General features: G+C 56.6%; 16 protein-coding genes. All 16 read right to left on the bottom strand.

Features of this window, described 5'->3' with window-relative positions; genetic code table 11:
• Nucleotides 1–64 precede the first annotated feature (64 nt).
• A complete protein-coding gene (locus GT003_RS33005) occupies nt 65–1,684 on the bottom strand; it encodes a DUF3502 domain-containing protein (protein ID WP_161695880.1) in 1,620 nt (539 codons plus the stop codon).
• 76 nt (nt 1,685–1,760) lie between these two features.
• Nucleotides 1,761–2,669 (bottom strand): carbohydrate ABC transporter permease, encoded by a 909-nt coding sequence (locus tag GT003_RS07095; RefSeq protein WP_161695878.1) that lies wholly within the window; start codon nt 2,667–2,669, stop codon nt 1,761–1,763.
• Between the two features lie 11 nt (nt 2,670–2,680).
• Entirely contained in the window at nt 2,681–3,583 is a 903-nt protein-coding gene (locus GT003_RS07090) for an ABC transporter permease (protein ID WP_161695876.1), read from the bottom strand.
• Between the two features lie 188 nt (nt 3,584–3,771).
• On the bottom strand, nt 3,772–6,108 hold the full coding sequence (locus GT003_RS07085) for a helix-turn-helix domain-containing protein (RefSeq protein WP_161695874.1): 2,337 nt from the start codon (nt 6,106–6,108) through the stop codon (nt 3,772–3,774).
• 72 nt (nt 6,109–6,180) lie between these two features.
• Nucleotides 6,181–6,954, bottom strand: coding sequence for a sugar phosphate isomerase/epimerase family protein (locus GT003_RS07080; protein ID WP_161695872.1), 774 nt, complete (start codon nt 6,952–6,954; stop codon nt 6,181–6,183).
• A gap of 20 nt (nt 6,955–6,974) precedes the next feature.
• Nucleotides 6,975–9,437 carry a hypothetical protein gene (locus GT003_RS07075; RefSeq protein WP_161695870.1) on the bottom strand — a complete coding sequence of 821 codons (2,463 nt, stop codon included), beginning with the start codon at nt 9,435–9,437 and terminating at the stop codon, nt 6,975–6,977.
• Nucleotides 9,434–10,579, bottom strand: coding sequence for an SGNH/GDSL hydrolase family protein (locus tag GT003_RS07070; RefSeq protein WP_161695868.1), 1,146 nt, complete (start codon nt 10,577–10,579; stop codon nt 9,434–9,436). Before GT003_RS07070 ends, GT003_RS07075 begins: the two co-directional genes overlap by 4 nt.
• A 12-nt stretch (nt 10,580–10,591) precedes the next feature.
• Nucleotides 10,592–11,662: a Gfo/Idh/MocA family protein gene (locus tag GT003_RS07065; RefSeq protein ID WP_161695866.1), complete on the bottom strand. Its 1,071-nt coding sequence runs from the start codon at nt 11,660–11,662 to the stop codon at nt 10,592–10,594.
• A gap of 396 nt (nt 11,663–12,058) precedes the next feature.
• Nucleotides 12,059–12,817, bottom strand: a complete 759-nt coding sequence (locus tag GT003_RS07060; protein WP_161695864.1) for a response regulator transcription factor — start codon at nt 12,815–12,817, stop codon at nt 12,059–12,061.
• Nucleotides 12,818–12,974: 157 nt separating this feature from the next.
• On the bottom strand, nt 12,975–13,805 hold the full coding sequence (locus tag GT003_RS07055) for a carbohydrate ABC transporter permease (RefSeq protein WP_161695862.1): 831 nt from the start codon (nt 13,803–13,805) through the stop codon (nt 12,975–12,977).
• Between the two features lie 3 nt (nt 13,806–13,808).
• Nucleotides 13,809–14,693, bottom strand: a complete 885-nt coding sequence (locus GT003_RS07050; protein WP_161695860.1) for a carbohydrate ABC transporter permease — start codon at nt 14,691–14,693, stop codon at nt 13,809–13,811.
• A gap of 98 nt (nt 14,694–14,791) precedes the next feature.
• Entirely contained in the window at nt 14,792–16,141 is a 1,350-nt protein-coding gene (locus GT003_RS07045) for an ABC transporter substrate-binding protein (protein ID WP_161695858.1), read from the bottom strand.
• A gap of 229 nt (nt 16,142–16,370) precedes the next feature.
• Complete coding sequence (locus GT003_RS07040; protein ID WP_161695855.1) at nt 16,371–17,738, bottom strand: ABC transporter substrate-binding protein; 1,368 nt, start codon at nt 17,736–17,738, stop codon at nt 16,371–16,373.
• On the bottom strand, nt 17,735–19,588 hold the full coding sequence (locus GT003_RS07035) for a cache domain-containing sensor histidine kinase (protein WP_338045936.1): 1,854 nt from the start codon (nt 19,586–19,588) through the stop codon (nt 17,735–17,737). The genes GT003_RS07040 and GT003_RS07035 overlap by 4 nt, the downstream gene beginning before the upstream one ends.
• A gap of 191 nt (nt 19,589–19,779) precedes the next feature.
• On the bottom strand, nt 19,780–20,361 hold the full coding sequence (locus GT003_RS07030; RefSeq protein ID WP_161695853.1) for a sigma-70 family RNA polymerase sigma factor: 582 nt from the start codon (nt 20,359–20,361) through the stop codon (nt 19,780–19,782).
• A gap of 166 nt (nt 20,362–20,527) precedes the next feature.
• The gene (gene rhaI / locus GT003_RS07025; RefSeq protein ID WP_161695851.1) at nt 20,528–21,751 is read right to left on the bottom strand and encodes an L-rhamnose isomerase; all 1,224 of its coding nucleotides are present in this window, start codon (nt 21,749–21,751) and stop codon (nt 20,528–20,530) included.
• Nucleotides 21,752–21,842 lie beyond the last annotated feature (91 nt).

The raw sequence follows: 21,842 nt of genomic DNA, 5'->3' as shown, positions 1-21,842 counted from the left end.
GCATGAAGCAAAATCGGCGACCCTACTACCGCGTAGCAGAGTCGCCGACCCCTCTTCCGTCCAATCAGCTGTTGGAAGCTTTCCAGGCGTCGAACTGCTTCTGGGCTTCGGCCAGAATTTTGTCCATGCCCGCTTCGTCCAACCGCTTCTGAAGATCCGTGTAATACTTCTCGAAGTCCGGCATGGAGCCCGTCGTCAGGATCGGATTCGATTCCTTCTGAATGGCGCTCACTTGCGCGATCTCGTTCTTCACCGGCTCCGGATTGAAGATAAAGCCGAGAATGCCGGAAGCTTTGCCGTTGTCGTTGCTCTTCTTCATCGCTTCCAGCGCGGCCGTGGAATTCCAGTTCGAATCCCATTGATCCCACAGTGGTCCGAGCCAGTTGTGCCAGATCGCCCACGTTTGCTCGGAGCCGCTCGTCGCTTCGATCGTCGGCGCGTCGTCCTTGACCGTCCCGGACTTCACCGTATAATTCTTGCCTTCGACGCCATACGCCAGCGTGTTCAACAAGTACTTGTCGCCCCAGATTAGGTTCAGCAGCATCATCGCTCTTTCCGGGTTTTTGGACGTGGCGCTGATGGCCGTCGCGGCCGAGGTCATCGAGTTCGTCGAGATGGTCGGGTAGCCGGACAGCGTCTCCACCGTCGGGAAGCCATAGGTCGCCGTCGACTTCGAGCCATCTTCGGTATAGCCGCCGGAATCGCGCATGACGGCGTATTTGCCCGATTTGGCTTCGGCCAGGTAATCCGTCTTGATGGCGGCATCCTTCGCGATGTACCCCTTCTTGTAGAAGTCGTTGATCGTTTGGTAGTTGGCCTTGTTCTGCGGAACGTCCAGAATCTTGACGATCGTGCCGTCCTTCTCGCTATACGAGATCCCCGGGCTGATCGTCGTGTAGTCGTACAAGGTAACCCCCGAAGCCGTTCCGTTGGCCGTGGCCAGAAGCGGAATCATGTCGGGCTCGTTCTTCTTGATCTCCGCCAGGAACGGCTCCAACTCCTGAATGCTCTTGACGCTCTTGTAATCGAAGTTATACTTCTCGACCAAGTCCTTCTTGAAGACGTGGGCGCCGGCCGGAGCGTATGGCGTTTGCGCCGGAATCGCCATGATCTTTCCGTTGTAGGTCACCGCTTTCCAAGCGCGGGGGTCGACCTTGGCCAAGATGTTCTTCCCGTACTTCTGAAGCAGATCGTCGAGCGGCAGGAGCGCGCCCTTCTGCACGTTATCGCTGATCCGATTGGACGAGTAGGTCGAGAAGACGATATCGTAAGGCTCGCCCGCCGCCGAGATCAGCTTCATCTTGTCTTCCCAGCCGGCATTGTCGATGAGGTTAAGGTGCAGCTCGGCGTTCAATCGCTCCTTGATGATCTTGTTCGCTTCCGCCTCGACGGCTTCCTGATCCTTCATGTTGTCGATCGGCTTCGGCATGTACCAGCTGAGCTTGACGAAGTCCTTCGTCTCGCCGCCGGTATCTTCGGGAGAAGCGGCCTCCGAGTCTTGGGATGCGGACCCCGAGGCTTCTTGGCTGCCGTTAGGGCCGGCAGACGCGTTTTCAATCGATTTCCCATTCGAATTCGAGCTCGAATTCGAATTACAACCGCTTACGATAACCATTGCGGCAAGCATGAAGACCGTTCCCGACAATATCCGTTTCTTTGATGCTTCGCTTGTTACACGACTCACTTGGATTGCCTCCCCTGTCATTTGCATGTCTTCTATAATCAGCGACTATAAGCTCGAAGTCTCATAGCGATAATTATCAACCTTTAACGGACCCCACGGTCAAGCCTTGCACGAAATATTTCTGGAAGAGCGGGAATACGAGCAGCATGGGTCCCGCGGCCAGAATGCACATCGCCATCCGCGCGCTTAAGGAAGGCACGAGCATACCCGGCTTGACCAAACCGTATTCGATCGCTTCCGCCGAATTCAAGTACTCCATGTTCTTCAACACGCGGATAAGCAAGTATTGCAGCTTCATCAGGTTGTCGTGATCGACGTAGAGCAAGGTCAGCCACCAATCGTTCCAGTATTGCAGGGCAAAGAATAAACTCAAGGTCGCCAGCGCCGGCTTGGAAATCGGAAGAACGATTTGCGCGAATATTCTCAGCTCGCCCGCTCCGTCGATTTTGGCCGACTCGATGATCGCTTCCGGAATCGTCTGCAAGAACCCTTTCATCAGCATGACGAACCAGCCGCTGATCAAGTAAGGCAGAATAAGCGCCAGCATCGTGTTCTTCAAGCCCAGCCACTTGACCATCAGAATATAGGAAGGAACCATCCCGCCGTGGAACAGCATCGTGAAGAACACGAAGAAGGCGAGGAAGGAACGGAAGCGATAATCCTTGCGCGAGATGGCGTACGCGTAGGAGGTCGTCACCCACATGCCGACGACCGAACCGATGACCGTCGTCGCGATCGTCACGAAGTACGATTGGAATAGCGCCTTGGGATCGTGCAGAATGACGCGATAGGCGTCCCAGGTAAAGTGCTTCGGAAGGATGGCATAGCCGAATTTGACGATATCGTTCTCGCTTTGCACGGAGGTCCCTATAATGACCAGGAACGGGAATAGGCAGGCTGCGCAGAGCAAGAGGAAGATCAGATGGATGATCGCCTTGCCGGCAGGCAGCGGTCGTCTTGCAAGCGTCTTCACGTACGCTTTCATGGTTTCGCCCCTTAGAAGAGAGAGTTTTCCGGATTGATTTTTTTGACGATGGCGTTCGTGACGAGGACCAGGCAGAAGCCTACGATCGATTGGAAAAACCCCGCCGCCGAAGCCATTCCGATATCGCCCAGGTCGATCAGCGACCGATAAACGAACGTATCGATGACGTCCGTCGTCTCGTAAAGCAGGGAAGAGTTCAGCGTCACGTTATAGAACAGGCCGAAGTCGCTGTAGCAGATGCTGCCGATCTGCAGAATGACGAGCATGATGATGATCGGCTTGATCATCGGCACCGAGATCGAGATCGCCCGGCGGATCTTGCTCGCCCCGTCGATCTTGGCGGCATCGTAATATTCCGAATCGATGCCCATCAGCGCGGCGTAATAGATGACCGAGCTGTACCCCAGCCCCTTCCACACCGCCGCGATCACGATGATATAAGGCCAATACTTCGGATCGCTGTACCACATGATCGGTTCTTCGCCCAGGGAGACCAGGAGTCGGTTAACGACACCGTATTCCATGTCGAATAACGAGCGGAACGCGAATCCGGCCACCACCCAGGAGATGAAGTAAGGGATGAAGAGAATCGTCTGGTACGTCTTCACGAATCGGCGGCTCAACTCGTATAGAAGCAGGGCGATGATGACCGAGAGCGTCGTGCCGAGCACGATGAACGTCATATTGTAGAGAATCGTATTCCTCAGTACCCGGTACAGCGCGTCCCCGTTGAACAGATAGCCGAAGTTGTCCAGCCCCACCCAAGGACTGTTCCATATCCCGAGGTTGTAGCGGTACGTCTTGAAGGGCAGCAGCAGCCCGTAAAGCGGCACGTAGTTGAAAATAATAATAAGCAGAAATCCCGGCAGAGCCAGCAGCGACAATCCGGCGGATTTCCTGACCATCCTGATCATGCGTCCCGCACCTCCTTTTCTCGTTGCTTGTCGTCCTACCCCAACTTTAGGCGCGGCCGGCGCCGCTGTATATTATAAATCCGGCATTTTCCTTCAAAAACGCGCTGCAAGGGGCCGCAACGGGCTCCGTTCGGAGCAAAAACGCCAAAACGGAGCACGGCGATTTCTCGCTCGTGCTCCGTTGGCGGCTAATTGATTTTGTTCAAGTTCCTTTGCAGCGCGTATTCCTTCGGCGTCACCTTGTACTTCTTCTTGAACAGGCTAAAGAAGTACGTTTCGTTCGTTAAGCCCACTCTCTGCACGACCTCGTTCACGCTTAAATCTTCTTGCAGCAGAAGCTCCGCCGCCCGGCTTAGCCTCACGTCGTTAATCATGTCCGCGATGGACAGATTCGTCGCCTGCTTGTAGATCCTGCTCAAGGTGCGGGAGGAGATCTTCATCATGGCCGCGATCGAGGGCAGGCTCAGGGACAAGTCGCGATAATGGTTATGAATATATTCCGTGACCGCGTCCACGACGAAATCGTTCAGCGTATCCGTATTCTCGGCCGTCTCCTTATTGATGGAATCCAACAAGCCTCCCTGGAGGATCCGATGGATCTCGGCCATCGTCTCCTTCTCCATGACATGCCTGCCGAACGAGGCGATCTGCAGCGAAGGAGCCGGGCTTATACTCGCTTCGTCCAACGCCTCGACCGCCGTATCGAACAGTCTGATGATCGAGACCAAGGCATTGTGGTAGTTAAGCGTCTCCATCTCTCCGAACAGGTTCGCCAGCACCTCCTTCATCCCGGCCACATTGCCCGACTTGATCGTCTCCGCGAACCATTCTTCCAATTCCTTGGGGTAGCCGGCCTTCTTGTTCTCGACGTTCCTGCGAACGCGCGAATGCGTAATGAGGGATCCGTGACCGAGGTGCAGCCGGTACATGGACAGATCCAACGTCTGGTTGTACAGCGCATGCAAGCCGCTTATCTCGTCGGTATGGCCGCTGATCGATGCCGTGAAGGTGACCTTGAAAAACCGGGAGAAATGATCCTGCGCTTCGGCGAGCAGCCTGGCCAGTTCGGCGGCATAAGCCCCGTCCCGATCCGGAACGCTCACGAGCAGCAGCACGTGGTCTTCCTTCATATCGATTCCTTCGTTAGGGAACGATTGCGCCACCGTCTCGGATGCGATATTGAGTATGGCGAACCGGAACATCTCTTTGTCCCTGGCATTGAAGGCCTGTTGGAACTCCTTGTAGTTATCGATCTTTAACAAACAGACGGCATGCGTGCCTGCCGGCGACAAGGAAATCCTCATCTCCTTGAATAAGGACGCGAGTTCCTCACGCGAAATCGCGAGGCGTTCGTCGAGCAATCGCCGCAGCCAGTAATGTTTCATTAAATCCTTGTTATCGTGTTTCTCCTTGTAGAACAAATCCAGCTCTTCCATCGACTGCCGGTAGACGGCGTTCAGATACGAGATTTCGTCGACGGCTTCGTCCTCTCCCGTCCCGCGCAGCCGATCTCGCTTGACCGCGTTCACGAGGTTGCCGAGCGGCCGGTAGATTCGGCGGGAGATCACGATCGAGAGAACGAGAGCGAGCAGCAGCGTAAGGAGCGTGATGAGAATAAGGCTTGCGCGCAGGCTCGCGATCGACCGATAGACTTCTTCGACCGGTTGCGCCTTCAGCAGGGTCATTCCCGCGCTCTCGATGGTCGAGTACGTTACCAGGTACTCGGTTCCGCCGTGTTTGCTCTGGAAGAAGCCGTCCGGATCGCCGTTCGGATGGTCGGCTTGATAATCGACGAAGTCGGTCTTCAACGCCTGCATGATTCCGTTATCGCCGGATCCTTCGGCTAGATACTCTCCGGATTGGTCCAACAGGAAGATCGTGTCGCCCTTCCGCTTGTCGATCATGTTGATCTGCCGGATGTTGTCCAAGAGCCACTCCGCTCTGACGTTGATGACGATAACGCCCTCCGGCTTCAGATCTTCCGGGGAGGTCTCGTACATGAAGTACGAGAAGACGCGCTCGGGACGGGACTCGCCGTTCACCAGCTTCCGGATGTCGCGGAAGATCGGTTCCATCTTCGGAGGCAGCTGCTCCGAACGGTTGAGCGCGTCTATCATCTGGTCTTCGAAGAACAAAGGACTACCCGCGTTGTACGTCTGGTTTAAGTGGCGATTGTAGATCGTCAGGGAATGAATGTACGCGTTGGTCGACGTGATGGAGCTGGTCACTTTATTCAGGCGATTGGCCACGTCGACCATATCCTCTTGCTTCGCGTACATCACCGCGTCCACGTCGCTGTTTAGATACAGGGACTTGCATAGGCTGGCGATCGCGTCGTCCATGAACGCCATATTGTATTTCACCTGGTACAGGATCTTCTGGTTGGAGACGTACTCGTTCTTCACGAGCAGCTTCCGGGTGTTGATGCCGACGACCGCCGACAGCAAGACGACAACGAGCAGGATGGCGATGCTGATCCAAAGTAACATTTTGAAGTAATACATCTTGACCCCGAATCGCTTCATGCGATCGTCCTCCCCTTAACATGAACAATGCCGAAGAGACTGGCCTCCGCCAGTCCCTCTCGCAATCTTATTCTATGGATGTCTTGCCTGCAGCCGATCGGAGAGCGCGTGCAGGTTGCCGAGGCTTATTCTAACGCTGTCCAGCGCTTTGCCCTCGCATAGATCCTGTTCGACGACGTACCATTCCACGCCGTTTAGCTCCCCCCACAGCAGCAGAGGCTCGAAGTCGATGATCCCGTTACCGATCTCGGCATAGGTTCGGCGCTCGTCGCCCGTCATATCCTTCAGGTGCATCGTCGGCATTCGGCCGCCATAACGCTCGATGAACGCAGCCGGTTCATAGCCGGCTTTCGTCAACCAGTATACATCAATTTCCGCCAACACGGCATTATTAGCCGACGGCTCGATTAGGTAACTCAGCGCGTCCAGGCCATCGACGTTCGTATCGAACTCGAAGGCATGATTGTGGAAGCTGACCGTGAAGCCTTCGACATCCGCCTCTGCTGCCGCCGCGTTAAGCTCTTCCCTTAGCCTCACGTACCCTTCTTCGTTCCGCCATTCGTGAGGCACGGACGGGCAGATCAAGCGATTCGTGCCCAGAATTCTCGCCTCCGCCATCACATGCCGCGCGTTCGATCGCAATTGTTCCACGGAGACGTGCATGCCGGCCGTCTTCAGCCCGGATTCCTCCAGCACCCCCGCGATCTCCTCGGCCGAATGCCCGTGAAGCCCGGCGGTCTCCACTCCGGCCCAGCCCATCTCGCCTAATGTTCTCAGCGTAGCGGGGAAGTCCTGCTCGCACTCCTTGCGCAGCGTGTATAATTGAACGGCGAATTTGCGCCTCAATTCGTTTCCTCCTCCTCGGATCACCAAGTCACTTCCATCTCCCCGCTTACATTCGGGATCACCAATTTATTGCCGAATACGCAGCCCTGAAGTTCCAAGTAGACGTTATCGGCCTTCACCTCGACGCTTCCCGCGGCCAGACGTGCTAGCGGCGGGTATATCGTCACCGCAGCCTCTCGCAAGCCCGTGACGTGGATGAAGCGAACCGAATTCTTCCTCGGCGTAGGAATCGGCATGTATTCCCGGCAGAAGACGGTCGTCGTCTCTTGCTGATCGACGAAGATGCGGCACTCGTCGTGGAACGTACGATCGAACGAATAAGCGGCGTCGCCTTGTCCGGCCCGGATCGTCTGGCCCGTAACGACCGGAACTCCGTCCGGGAAGCGCATGCGGAGCGATACCGAAGTATCCTGCCGGCAGCCCGTGAAGATGAACCCGTTGTCGCGGCGCGAGACGAACAAGAGCGCGGGCTTGCTCGCCTCTTCCGGCTTCGTCTGCCGTAGATCGTATCCGAATTCCGCGAGGATCTGCCGGGCGAGAATCGAAAGGTCCGCGTAAGCTTCGGCTTGCCGGACGGGAAGCTGCGTAACGGTTCCTCCCACGAACGGCAGGGAACCCCGTACCCAACCGACTTTGCCGCCGTTCCACTCCGGCAGCTCCCGGGTCAAGGCGAGGATTCGGACCTCGTCTTCCAGGGCGGATGTCGCCGTCGCGCATACTTTCGTGGCCCGATCGTCCCCGTCGTTCAGAACCTCGTTAAGCGCGCCTCCCCCGATCAGGGGATCGTGCTTGAATCGTTTCGATGTCGAAGCTTCTTCGTCCAGTAACGTGTCGGGCTGCATCGTATGATTCATCGTAAGCTCGCCTTCGAGGCCGCGATCCTGCCGGATGTTGAGCAGCTCCAGCCATCGCGGGTCGGTTACCGCCCCGTAGACGAGCGCCTTGCCCCCTTCCCGGACGAACGCGGCCAGCAGTCGGCCGTTCTCGCCCGTTAACCCGGAAGCCGGAGCGAAGACGATCGTATCCCGCAGCTTGGTCGTCGCTCCGGCCGTCATCGCCGCGAATTCATCCGTGCTGAGCACGGTATTGAGAGGCAATCCCTGATTGACCGCATTGCGCACGAACCACTCTTCGAAGAAGACCGTCTTGGATTCGTTAGCCGATTCCTCCACCGCCGCATGGTATTCCGCGAACGGATAGAGCCAGGTCAGAATGCCGGCCCGATCGGGGAAGTCTTGGATCGCCCGCCGAAGATGCGGAATGACTTCCGCAGGACAATCCGCGTTCAATTCCCCCTTCTCCGTATCGATCGTTAGAAGCTCGATAATGCCCGGATTCTGCAGGTCGCCTTCGCTATTCATGCGGGCGACCGTCAATGGACAATAGATGTCGTGCGGCTCCCGGTCGTAGAGATCCTGCCAGGGATTTTGCCAAAACCAAGGATCGTTCGGGTAGAAACGGTATGGATACGTCTCGCCCGGCAGAACCGCGATTCTGGACATGTGCGACGCGATCTCCAGACCGAAGTCGAAATTAAGCGCTCCCCACGGCGAATTGGGCGGCGGGTACGCGATATATTTTCTCCTGTACAGCTCGGCCAGCGGTATGAAGTCTTTCGCCAGATCCATCCCCGTCCCGAAGTTGGTGCCGCGCACCTCCGTGCGGATATCCGGGCATTCCCGCTTGAAGTGCTCCCAGAACGACAGCGTTCTGCCCGTCAGTTCATCGTAATCCGCCAGCGGCAGCACCGTCCCGTCGTAATTCGCTCCCAGGTACGTCCACGGGAAGAAAGAAAAGCCGAAGCCGTTCGAGAACCAGATATAATCGAAGCCGAGCTCCGGAAGAAAGCTTGCGCATTGCCTTCCGAGATATTCGCCGAACGGCGTTCCTTCGGGTATGCCTTCCGGATAAGCGGCATAGGCGTTCCGATCCTCGCGCAGCTTCGACCACGTGCAGATCACGTTGTAATCCGCCTTCAGCGCGATCTCTTTGCCCCCGAGCTCGGCATGATTGATCTCCGGATGAAGGTTATATTTGAACTCCGAATAGGCGAATTCGGGTCCGGCGTCGAACGTGGCGCCGACTTCCATCCGAATGCCGAAGTTCTCGGCGGCGATTCGCTTGAATGCCCCTACGATGAACCGAAGATCGGCGTAAGTGATCGCGCAGGCATCGGGCCGGTAAAGCTTGGCGGTACGGGGGTCGTTCGGCGCATGGCCGAATTTGTCCTCGTTCGCGAAGCCGATATAGCGCCCCCACTCGAGCTCGCGCTCCCAGCTGCCGTCCCAAGTCAGAATCTCGCTGCCGTCCGCAACCCATAGGAGCATCGAACAGCTATCCGCCATGCCGATCAACGGCAGCCACTGCCGAATCGCTTCTTCGCATTTCGCTTCGATGGCGAAAGGATCCATGCTCGTAAAAGGCTTTAAGCTCATTTCCAACGTGACTCGGTGCAATCGCGCGTTCGATCGTACTTGGCTCATTTCCCTTCGTCCCTTCCCGTTGCGTGTTCGATGACGGTTTGCAGCAGGTTCGAGATGACCGGCCGAAGCGCCTTGGCGATGCGATCGTATCCCAGATCGGAGGGATGTATCCCGTCCGTCGTGCAATCCTGGGGATCATCGCCCAGCAGCAGCGTCCCGTCGAAGAAATGCACGTTGCGGTCCCCCGCGGAGCGCTGCCGCCCGACCTCTTCCCGCTGGATCCGCTTGCGCGCTTCCCTACGCGAAGCTTGCTCTTCGTCGAATGCTTCCCTTGCCAATCGAATTTGCGAGATCACGAGAATCGGAACCTCCGGGTGGCGCCGGCGATAGATTCGGATAAATTCCGGCAGAGACTCCCGGAGCCGCTCGGTGTTTGGCGTATTGGCTTCGTAATCCAGTATGAGCAGACCCGGCTCCTCGATCTGGCTGATAATATGCGCGAGCTCGGGTTCCCCTTGTGCATTGCCCGAGAAGCCTAGATTCACGAATTCGAGCGGGAACAAGCGGCTGAGAATATTGGGGTACGCCATGCCCGGCCGGGTCGCGCACGCGCCGTGCGTAATCGACGTTCCGTAGAGAAGCACCTTTTTGCCTACGGGAAATCCCGGAAACGCCGCGATAGCCGATGAAGGCTCGATGCCGACGCGCAGGTCCGTTACGCCTTGATATAAAGGGAGATTCAGCGTGATATCGCGCATCTGCCTCGGGAGGGAATCGAATAGCACGGATTCGTATTCCGCTTGCGTAAAGTCGAAACGCGATGTGTTGATATACCGCTGATCCCCGATCGCTCCGATATAACAATCCACGCCGCACTGACCCGTAGCCGTCATCTGATACATGCTATACGGAGCAGCCAGCTTCACCCTGACGAACAATTTCGGCGAATCCGTCCGGAAACGGACCTGCACGCCGGTCGTACAATTCGCTAAGCGATCCACTTCCGGCCGAATCGAATGGCTGGGGTTCACCGGCAACCTGCGAAATACGCCGTCTCGCTCCAGCCATGGCAACCCCGTAACGCGCAGCGGCGCTTCGAGCGCCGACAGCCATTTCAAGTCCGTCGAACCATGACCGCCAATCCTTAAATGGCGATCCTCGTGATCATACTTGGCTGCTTTACCGTTATTTGCCCCGCTCATCCCGTCACTTCCTTACTTGATGGCATCCATCATCATTGCGAATATACGGAGATCCTGGACGTAGTCCTCCGGCGTCGTCTTGGGAGGCATGCCCGTGGCTGCAACTTGATGAAAATACTCGAGCTCGCACGTGTAAGCATCCTTGTACGTCGGCCGGATGACCGTCTCTTCCAGCGAGTCGCCGATCGTCTCTCGGATCCGCAGTGTCGTCGGCAGCTGCCTTAAATACGGCGTATCGTATTGAATAAGCAGCGACTTGCTCTCTCCGAAAACCTCGATGTGGGCATCGAAACGCCCTTGCTGGTCTACGCCGGTCTCGAACACGGCATCATAACCCTCGAACGCCAGAATGGCGGTTTTGAATCTGCCGCCGCGCGACGAGGTGACCGCCCTCACGCTTAGAGGTACGCCGAGCAGCTCCCGCATGGCGGAGATGTCATGGCTGTTCAATCCAAGCAATAGGCCGTATGCCGCATAGGTCTCGGGTGATTGCTCGCCGATCGCTTCGCTCATCAGACGGGCATTCCTCGCCTTGCGGTCTTGCGCGGCTTCGGCCGGGATATCGTCGAATCGGTAGACGTGCGTGCCCGACTGGCCGGTGAAGAAAGCGTTCGGTCCTATGATATCCCTGACGCGAGCGAAATTGATCGGACCCAGCGTCCGGACTTCTTCCAGTGCCCGAAGGTAAGCCGGAGCGAAGCGCCTCATGTAGCCGACCATGACTTGAGCGGTGGAAGCATTCCTCGCCCGGATAATCGCCTCGGCTTCCGCTTCGGTCACGCACATCGGCTTCTCCACGAAGACGTGAATGTTCCTTCGCAGCGCGGCCACGGTGCATTCGGTATGGTATTCCATATTGTTCAGGATGAATACCGCGTCCATCTCGGCGTGATTGAGCATCTCCTCGGCGTTCGAATACAAGTTCCCGACCGAATACTTCTCTCCCATCTTCGCGAGCAGTTTCGGCGAAATATCGCACAACGCCACCATCTCGTATAGCTCCGGCAACGATTCCAGAATAGGCAAATGAATGATCTGGGCGACCTCTCCCACGCCGATAATACCGACCTTCAACTTCGTCATTGCTCGATCCCCTTTAATCGGTTTCCTTCGAGTACGGCGGGTTGATCCCTATAGCGAACCGACCGGATTCCGCCCTCGGCAACTTAAATCTAGCTTCTGCGTCCGGCAGTGTACACTTCAAATTACGTCGATTTCTCCAAATACCGGCTTTAAGATTCGCAATCCATCCAATAAATGCAAAAAACCACTCTGCCCTGAAAAGAGCGGAATGGCTTGGCTGGATTTATCATTTACATTCGTATTCGATTCCGCTGGGGAAAGCGCACGAGCTGCAGCGGCTCATTGGGTTGCGGCGGCGAATACGATGCGAATGGCGAGCGATTGACTTAAAGAAAAGAGAGAGGAAGCCGCCGGCCCCCTCTCTCTTCGCCTTTCGCCAACCAGCCGCCCAGCAGCTTACCCGCGCTTCTCCTTATAATCCTTCGGCGTCACGCCGACGATTTTCTTGAAGAGCTTATTGAAATAGACGGGATCGCTGTAGCCGACCAGATGCGAGATCTCATAGTTTTTCAAATGCGGATGGTCCGTCAGAAACTGCTTCGCTTTATCGATCCGCGTCTGGATAAGATAATCGGTAATCGTCATCGACGTCTTGCTCTTGAACAGCCGGCTGAGGTAGCTGGCATTCATGCCGACCGTCTCGGCGAGCCGCTCCAGCTCGAAGTTCTTGTCGAACTCCCGGTCCAGAATATCTTTGACCTCATCGATGATGTAATGCTCGTGCTCCGGCACGGGTTCCCCGTCTTCCGAAGGCTCCGCGACCTGTGCCTCTTCCAGTCCCCGCTCATGGCGGAGCTTGTTCAACAGCTCGAAGAGCGCGCTCTTGTCGACCGGCTTGAGCAGATAATCCCTGACCCCGCCCCGCATTGCCATCCGCGCGTATTCAAAATCGCTGAAGCCGCTGAGGACGACGATGGAGATGTCCTTATGCTTCTCCTGCACGATCTCGATCAGCTTCAGCCCGTCCATCATCGGCATCTTGATATCCGTGATGAGCACGTCCGGCTTCTGGCTCTCGTGCTTGGTCAGGAAAGCAAGCGCCTCCTGCCCGTTGCCGAACGAACCGAGCACGCGAAGCGACGGATCCATCTTCGTAATGATTTTCTCGAGACCCAGCCGAATAAACTGCTCGTCGTCGACGATCATGATTTTCATGCTGCTTCACCGCCCGGCCGCATCCCGCTAGAGGAGATACTGTTCATTGTAGGCAATCGATGCCCTCGCTCGATGTTCAAATGGTTCCCTGTTTGACGGTTCCGTGATTCCCTATTTGACCGCCACGTAATTCCCTATTTAACCGCTCCGTGATTCCCTATTTGACCGCTCCGCTCGTCACGCCGGCGAAAATATATTTCTGCAGGAACAAATAAATAATCGACGTGGGTATCATAATCATGATGATGGCCGCCGACACGCTCTGCCAATCGCCGCTGTTGACGCCGAAGAAGCGCATCAAGGACGTGGACACGACGACCAATTCCGGCTTCGGCATGTACAGGAACGGCGTATACATATCGTTGTAAATGCTGATCGTCTTCAGGATGACGATCGTCGCCGTCGCCGGAGCGAGCAGCGGGAAGATGACCTGCCAGTAGATGCGGAACAGCGACGCGCCCTCGATCATCGCGCATTCATCGAGATCGTAGGGGATATTGCGAATGAATTGCAGATAGATGTAGATTTGCAGAATATCCGCCCCGATGTATAAGAGGATGGGACCTCCGAGCGTGTTCGTCAAGTGCAGATGCTGGATCGTCTTGTAGTTGACGACCTGCGTCGTGATGGATGGAATGACCGTCGCCATCAAGAACAGGCCGACCAGGAGGCCTTTGCCTTTGAAATGAAACCGGCCGACCGCATAACAGAACGCCGAGCCCAGCAAAATATTGAAAATCAGCGTAATCCCCACGATGAGCAGCGTGTTGCCGAACGCGCGGCTCATGTTGGCCTGCTCGAACGCATGCCCGAAGTTGGAGAGATGGAAGAACGAATCGGGCAGAGACATCGTCGACTTCGTATCGAATTCGTCCTTCGTCTTGAAGGCGTTGACGATGATGATATAAGGCGGGAATACGACAAGGAACGAAGCGACCAGCAGCGATAGATATTTCACCGTATTCCATACCGGATTTCGCGCGACCATGCTTTATTCCCCCTTTCTGCTGAAGATAAGCCGTTGAATGGACAGCACGACAACGACGAACAGGAGCAGCACGACGCTCATGGCCGATGCAAGACCGTAGTTGTTGAACTGGAACGCCGTTTCGAGAATTTTCATGACGTAGGTTTCGCTGGATCCCGCCGGTCCGCCGTTGGTCAAGACGAACGGGAGGTCGAATACCTCGAGCGCCCCGGTCACCGTCAGGAAGAAGTTCAGCTCGATGATCTTGTAGATGTTCGGCAGCGTGATGTACAGGAATTGCTTCCAGCCCGTCGCGCCGTCGATGCTGGCCGCCTCGTACAGGTCGGCCGGAATCGATTGCAGCGCCGCTAAGTAAATGACCATGTTAAAGCCCATGAACTTCCAGAAGCCGATGGAAGCGAGGGTATAGTTGACGAAGGTCTCGTTGCCGAGCCAGCTCGTGTCGCCGTTCAAGCCGATCGCATGCAGCAGCAGGTTAAGCGAGCCCTGCGTCGTGTCGAAGACGTAGCCGAACAAGTAGGAAACCGCGACGCCGTTAAGGATGTATGGTAAAAAGAGCAGCAACCGGAAGAATAGCTTTCCCCGCAGCTTGCCGTTCAAGACGATGGCAAAGTAAATGGCCGCGATGTTCTGAACGATCCCCACCGCGAAATAAGCGAAGTTGTGCGTGAATACCCCGAAGAGCTCGGAGTTCGAGAACACTTCTTTATAGTTGTCCCAGCCGATCCAGCTTTTATCCGGACTAAGGCCGTCCCAATTCGTGAAGCTCAGGTGAATCAATTCCAATGTCGGGTAATACGAGAACGTGAGCAGCAGGAGCAGCGGAACGATCGTGAATCCGAGAATAATGAGAAGACGCTGCTTCTTGAACGAGAGATTGTTGAGCATGGTGCATCATTCCTTTCGGGCGCCTGATTGATGCGAGCGCCCCCGCCGTGCGATCGGCAGGAGCGCTCGTCACCCGTCATCGGACGAGAGTGGCTGGATTATTTAACGATTTCTTTTCTCGCTTTCGCCCATTGGCCGTTTACTTTATCGAGCACTTTTTGCGGATCCTTGGCAAGCACGAACTCTTGCACGAGGCCGTCCATGTCGATTTGCGCTTTGTTTTGGATGCTCAGCGCCGTGTCGTCCGTCGGCAATGCCTCGACGAAGGTCGGTTTGTAGCCGTTGAACTCCGTCAATTGCGCCAGCTTCGGCTCTTTGCTCTTCAGCGTCGGAATGAAGCCCGCGAAGTCGTCGTAGCCGGATTCTTCGATCATCCATTTGATGAAGGCTTTGGCCGCCGGAACGTTGCCGTCCTTGTTCACGCCGTAGAACCAGTCCGGGTTCAGAGGCGCTTTAGCTTGACCGGAATTGTCGGCCGGGAACGGGAAGAAGCCTACGTCTTCGGTTTTGGCGCCTGCGTCCACGACTTGATTGATGACCCAGTTGCCGAGCAGGTACATGCCGAACTTGCCTTGCGCGACGTCTTTCTTGGATTGTTCCCAGTTCGTCGAGTTGACGTCTTTCTCCAGGAAGCCCTTGGCGTACAGCTCTTTGATGATGCTGAACGATTTGCCGTACGTGTTGTCGAGCGTGAACGGCGTATCGGTGTCTTTGCGGTTGTTTGCCGTGTCGGCTTTGCCGCTGATGATCGCCGGCACGTCGTTGTACCAAGCGCCGAGCGGCCATTTGTCCTTGAAGTTGGAAGCCAGCGGCACGATGCCGGCGTCTTTCAGCTTCTGGGCGGCAGCCAGGAATTCGTCATACGTCTTCGGAATGGCCGTGATGCCGGCTTTCTCGAACGCCTTCTTGTTGTAGACGATGCCTACGGTGCTGTTGCCGGAGGAGATGCCGTACGATTTGCCTTCGAACGACTTGAAATCCTTGAAGTAGATGTCGCCTTCGAACGTGATGTCGTCAAGCGGCTCGAAATATTTCGGGAACTCGGCGTTCGGAATGAGCGTGCTGAGCAGGACGACGTCCGGGAAGCTGCCGGATGCGATGCGGATCTTCTCGTTCTTGTCGTAGTCCGTGATCGCTTCGAACTGCAGGTCCACCTTCGGATATTTCGCTTCGAAACGCGTCTCGTAATCCTTGTACTCCTTGTCGACCATGTCCGTGCGGTTCGTCAGGAATACGACCTTTCCGCTGATGTCGGCATCGCCGCCGGCATCCGCGCTGCCTTCGTTCGCGGGAGCGCTGCCGTTCGTGCCGCCGTTCGCCGTCGTATTGGAATTCGCGTTCGCAGCTGCGTCCTTATCGTTGTTGGCGCTTTCATTATTGCTGCCGCACGCGGCTAGAGATGTGACTAGGAGCAGTGAAACCATTGAGTAGGCCATTGTCTTTTTCATTTGCTAATCCCCCTGTTTCGTATGATCGCGCTTACTGGTTGCGCTTACACCAGTAATCTTACCCTTTCGGCATCGGAGGGAAAATGGTTTCTATTGTGATTTGTAGTCTTCAATTTACCTGTTTCTCCGGCAAGCAGCCGCAACCGATTACGACTTTCCCTGGGTATCCGGCCAGCATTCGGGCAAATAAAAACCGGACCGCCAGCGTGGCGAATCCGGTGAATGTCGGTTATGGCGATGCATCCGGCATCGTATTCCCGGCTGCGACTTTAGCTGCGGCTTGCGTGCCTAGCAGGTCGTTTCGCGCCTCCTTCCACAGCCCGTTGTACTTCTGGAATTCCGCCTTCAGATCCTTGGCGACCGCCCAATTCTGAATAAAATCGCCCGACCAGAACGCGACCTGCGCTTTCGCCGCGATGTTCAGAAAGTCGTCGCTTGGCGGCTGCCGTTCGATGTACGTCGGCCGGTACGATTCGAACTGCCGAATCTGCGGCATGGACGACGTCTTGGTCTCGTCGACGGGCAGGAAGCCGGAATCGTTCACGTAACCGGACTGATTCACGAAGAAGTCCACCCATTGCTCGGCCAGCTCCTTATGCTCGCTGAATTTGCTGACGCCCAGAAACCAGTCCGGACTGAGCTGCGCGTAACGCTTGCCCTTCGAGTTATCGTACGGAAAGGGGAAGAAGCCGATATCGTCCGGTTTGGCGCCGGCCTCGATTACCTGGTTAATGACCCAGTTGCCGATGAAATACATGCCGGCTTGGCCGCTAGCGACCTCGCTCTTCGACAGCTCCCAATTGTTCGCGAACATGTCCTTCTCCCCGTAGCCCTTCTGAATCAGCGTCCGGACGATCGTAATCGCATGTCCCCACGGGTTGTCGATCTGCCAAGGCTCATCGGACTTCGTCATCTCGTTGAGATAGGCGGGATTGCCCGTCATGAAGCCCACCAGGTTCTCCCCCCATGACGACATCGGCCACTGCGCGCCGTAATTCAAGTAGATCGGCGTCATCCCGGCCGCCTTCAGCTTCCGGCACGCTTCGTAGAATTCGTCCAGCGTGGCCGGGAGCGTCGTAATGCCGGCTTCCCGGAAAGCAGCCTTGTTGTACACGATGCCTTCCGTCGATGCCCCTGTCGCGATTCCGTACCTGACGCCCCGGTATGCCTTGAAATCGGCAAACCGGATATTGGCGAACATCTCGTCATGAAGCGGTTCGAAGTAGTTAACCAAATCTTCGTTCGTGAGGTTGTTCGGCAGCAGCAGCGCATCGCCCATGCTGCGCGTCGACAGTCGAACCATGATGTCGCTGGCGTAATTCGCCAGTCCGTCGAATTCCACCTTCGTGCCGGGATGCTTCGCCTCGAATTGATCCGCGTACTGCTGCAGGACGCCGTTCTCGATCCAGTCCACCCGGTTCGTCAGCACGGTCAGCGTGGTCGGATTCGCCGGCTGCGCGGGCTCGTTCGAGACTGGTCCCTGATCATCGCCGCTTCCGCCTGAATTGCAGCCGGCCAGCAGAACCGTGCACAGGAGCAGCGCCCCTGCGATTCTCCCCGTTCCCGGCAAGCTTGTTTGTCGTACCGCGTTATTCATTCCTGCTGTCCTCCTATGTCGGGCAGATAGAGCGTGACCTGCGTTCCGCTGCCGGGCTCGCTCGTGACCGCGATGCCGAAATTCGCCCCGTAATGAAGCCTGATGCGTTCGTTCACATTGCGAAGCCCAAGACCCGATCGCTTGAAAGGCGCGTAGTTGGTGCCTTCCGCCGATTCCGCGCCGTTCATCGAATGCCGCAGGCGCTCCAGCGTCGCCTCGTCCATCCCGATGCCGTCGTCCGTAATCCGGATGCAGACCGCCCGCTCCGTCTCCCACGCCGATGCGGTAATCGCCATTCTCGGCTTGTTGTCATCCATGCCATGGTAGATGGCATTCTCCACGATCGGCTGCAGGACAAGCTTCAGCAGCTCGTAATCGACCAACGCTTCCGGCACGTCCACCGTGAGCTCGAAACGTTCCGGATACCGGTAATTGAGCAGCTCGACGTAATAACGAATATGGTTGATTTCGCTGCCGAGCGTCACTTTCTCGTTCAGATCGCTGATGCTGTAGCGCAGCAGCTTGCCCAGGATCGCCAGCATGTCGGCGGCGTCCGTATCGTCGTTCAGCTCTGCCGCCATGCGGATGGATTCCAACGTGTTGTACATGAAATGCGGATTGATCTGGCTTTGCAGCGCGTGCAGCTCCGCTTCCTTCTTCTTCGTCTCCATGCCGTAGATGTCCTGAATGAGATCGTCGATCCGCACGATCATCCGGTTGAATTGGTTGCCCAGCTGGCCGATCTCGTCCCGGCGCTTCACTTGGAACTGCACGCTGAAGTCGCCTTCCTGCACCCGCTTCATCAGACGCATCATTTTGCGAAGCGGCTTCGTCAGGGCGAACGAGAAGAAGATGGAGATCAGAAGCGCGATGCCGATCGTCAAGAACGTCAAAATCCAGGTCACGTTCCGGATGACCGCCGTATTCCGCGTCAGCTCCTTCACCGGAATGGACGTCATGACCTTCCACTTCGTATTGGCCGACGTCGTATAGATGTTCAGCTTCTTGACGCCGTCCTCGGTCATGTAGAAGCTGCCTTCTTCGCCGCTGGCCTGCCTTACCATCGGCCGATCGCCGATGTTCGTCGCGAGCAGCTTCTTGTCGCTGTCGTAGATGACGTTGCCCTGCGCATCGTAAATGAACGATTTGCCGTGCGTCACCTTGTCCAGCTTGGCAATCTGATCCTCGATGACGCTGATATTCGCGTCGACCGCGATCAGGCCGATATCGTGCAGCGAGCTGTCGATGATTTTGCGCACGACCGTGAACGCGTACCGGGTGCTCTTGAGATTGCTCGTGTACTTCTGCGTGCTGATCAGCAGCGCTTCGCCGCTGGAATGGCCCGCCTTCTCCATCCACGCCTGATAGCTTTCCTTCACGTTCATGCGGATACCGCCGGATTTGGCGGAGAAATACCCGTTGCCGTACTGATCGAATATATAAACGGACGTCGCGCCCCGCTTGATATTATTGATGAATGCGATATTCCCTTCGATGCCCCGCTGGATCGTGAGCAGCAGGTCGAAGTTCTCGTTCTGCAGATGCTGCCGATGGTATTTGTTCGATGCGATGAGGTTCGACTTGATCTCGTCCTGGTAGGCCGGAACGGACGATATGCGGCTCATGTCATCGATATAGTCGTCCAGGCTGTCCATCATGTTGCCGAGCGTCGTCGTCGAATATGCGATCGTGTTCCGTTCGATCGAATGCGCGTAATTGCGATAGGACACCGCGCCGATAAACGTAAGTGGAAGCGTTATCAGAAGCAAAAAAACGAGCAGCAGCTTGCGCTCCATCCGCATGTCGCTGAATTTCAACCATTGCAGTCCGGTCTTGATGACGGCTTTCACTCTCTTCTCTCCTTCTCTGCGCGGCACGGCAATACGCTGCTAGGTTCCGAATAAAGTCGATTATATCACGCTAGTGTATCCCGGTTTCAACCTCTCATTCCGCCGCGTTGGAGGGCATCAAAAAAAGCGTGCCGAATCGCTGCCGATTCGCACGCTTGGCGCTTATGAAGTTAGAAGTCCGGATGGGCGGTTCAGAAGAAGCTGAACAGCAGCAGGGAATAGAGCAAAAGCGTCTTGCCCCATCTCTTCTTCATGAAATCCTTGCCGCGGTGAATCCGGGATTTGACCGTGTTGACCGGAATATTGTTCGCCAGTCCGATGTCTTCCATCGACATCTCGAGCACGAAGCGCTGATAGACGACGGTCTTGTATTTCTCGGGCAGCTTCGCGATCAGATCGGCCATCGTCGAGGCGAGCTCGCGTTCGATGACTTCGCTTTCCGGCGATTGGGAGGCGTGCGGGATGACGTCATGGAGGGACAGGTTCTGGTCGGATTGAGCCGTGACAGGCTGGTCCAGAGGCAGCGGAGGTGCCTTGCGGCGGCGCAGCAAATCCAGGCAAACGTTCTTACCGATGTGGAAGATCCACGTGGAGAACCGTTTGTTCTCGTCGAAGCGATTCAAATTCAAGTACACCTTCAGAAAGGTTTCTTGCACGACATCCTCGCACTCCGTCTTGCTGCGGAGGATGCGATGCGCCATATGGAAGAGCTTATCCTTATAGAGCTCGACCAGCTGGTTGAAAGCCGTCTGATCGCCTTGTCTTGACAGCATTACTAACTGTGCCTCGTTCACCGCGATTCTCCTTTGCCACCCGTCATCTTAACTTTCATTATAGCATTAAAATAACGAAACGCACCCGTAAATGGATGCGTTTTTGTGAAATATCAAGGGCGGTACGGCTTCGCGTTCGTTAACGGGCCTCGAAGACGGCGCGGCGCTATAGGGGCGCGACTGCCGCGGACCTCGCGTTCCATATGCGTTCCGCATAGCCGCTCTGCTTGTAAGCAGCCATCGGATCCGCAGGCAGCCCCGCTTCCTCGCGCACGGCTTGCAGCAGCGGCGTCACGTTCTGCTCGAACGCCTCGCGCACGGCAGCCTCCGCTTCCAGCACGTCGCCTGCCCGCTGCGCTTCCGCGACCGCGTTCCAATCGACGAGCAGCGCCTTGGCGTACTGCGTCTGCACGTTCATGACGGAGCGGATCATCGCCGGAATCTTCGCTTCGATGTTATGGCTCTGATCGATCATGTAAGCGATGCGTTCGGCCGTTCGCCGGACGATCGGGTTCGCGTCGCGCTCCGCGAGCGCGATCTGGGCGAAGATCAGGAAGAGCTCGTACGGGTTGGCGGATCCGACGATCAGATCGTCGTCCGCGTATTTGCGCGCGTTGAAATGAAAGCCGCCGAGTCTGCCTTCATCCAGCAGGTACGCGACGATATGCTCGATGTTCGTGCCCTGCGGGTGATGTCCGGTGTCCACCAGCACTTCGGCCTTCGGCCCCAGCTTCTGCGCCAGGTTGTAGGCCATGCCCCAGTCGGCGAGATCCGTATGGTAGAAGCCCGGCTCGAAGAACTTGTATTCGATCAGCATCCGCATGTCGGCGTCCAGTGCCGCGTACATGGTCCGCAGCGACTCCTCCATCCATGCCTTCCGCTGACGGAAATCGCCTTGTCCGGGATAGTTCGTGCCGTCCGCGAACCAGAGGCTGAGCGCCTTCGACCCCGTGGCGCGGGCGATGTCGACGCACGCCAGCAGATGCTCCACCGCGCGGGCGCGTACAGCCGGATCGGCGTTCGTGACGCTCCCGAGCATGTATTCGTCGTCCTGGAACAGGTTCGGGTTGACCGCTCCGATGCCGATGCCGAGCGACTTCGCGTCCGCCGCGAGCTTGCCGAAATCGTCCGCGTGGTCCCACGGAATGTGGATGGCGACGTCCGGGCAGGCGCCCGTGAAGCGGTGCACCGCCGCCGCGTCCTCCAGCTTCTCGCGAACGGTACGCGCGGCATCCGCTCGCTTGAACGTGCGGAACCGCGTCCCCTGATCCGCATAGCCCCAAGAAGGCGTCTCGATCTTAAGCGCGTTCAGCCTCTCTTTCACCTGCGTTACGTCAATGCCCCGGTTCTGCTGTTCCCGCTCGAACCAAGCGTATGCGCTGTCCGACATGCTTGAATCCCCTCTCCCGTTACGGAAATGTTGGAAATGTGCTTCCTATGACGTTCGTTGCGCGTACTGCGCGCGGGCGTTGGCTTCGGAT

Origin of the sequence: Paenibacillus sacheonensis, assembly GCF_009909195.1 — a bacterium.
Classification (GTDB): domain Bacteria; phylum Bacillota; class Bacilli; order Paenibacillales; family Paenibacillaceae; genus Paenibacillus_Z; species Paenibacillus_Z sacheonensis.
Note: the sequence above shows the minus strand (reverse complement) of the source record. Positions and strands in the feature narration are given on the sequence as shown.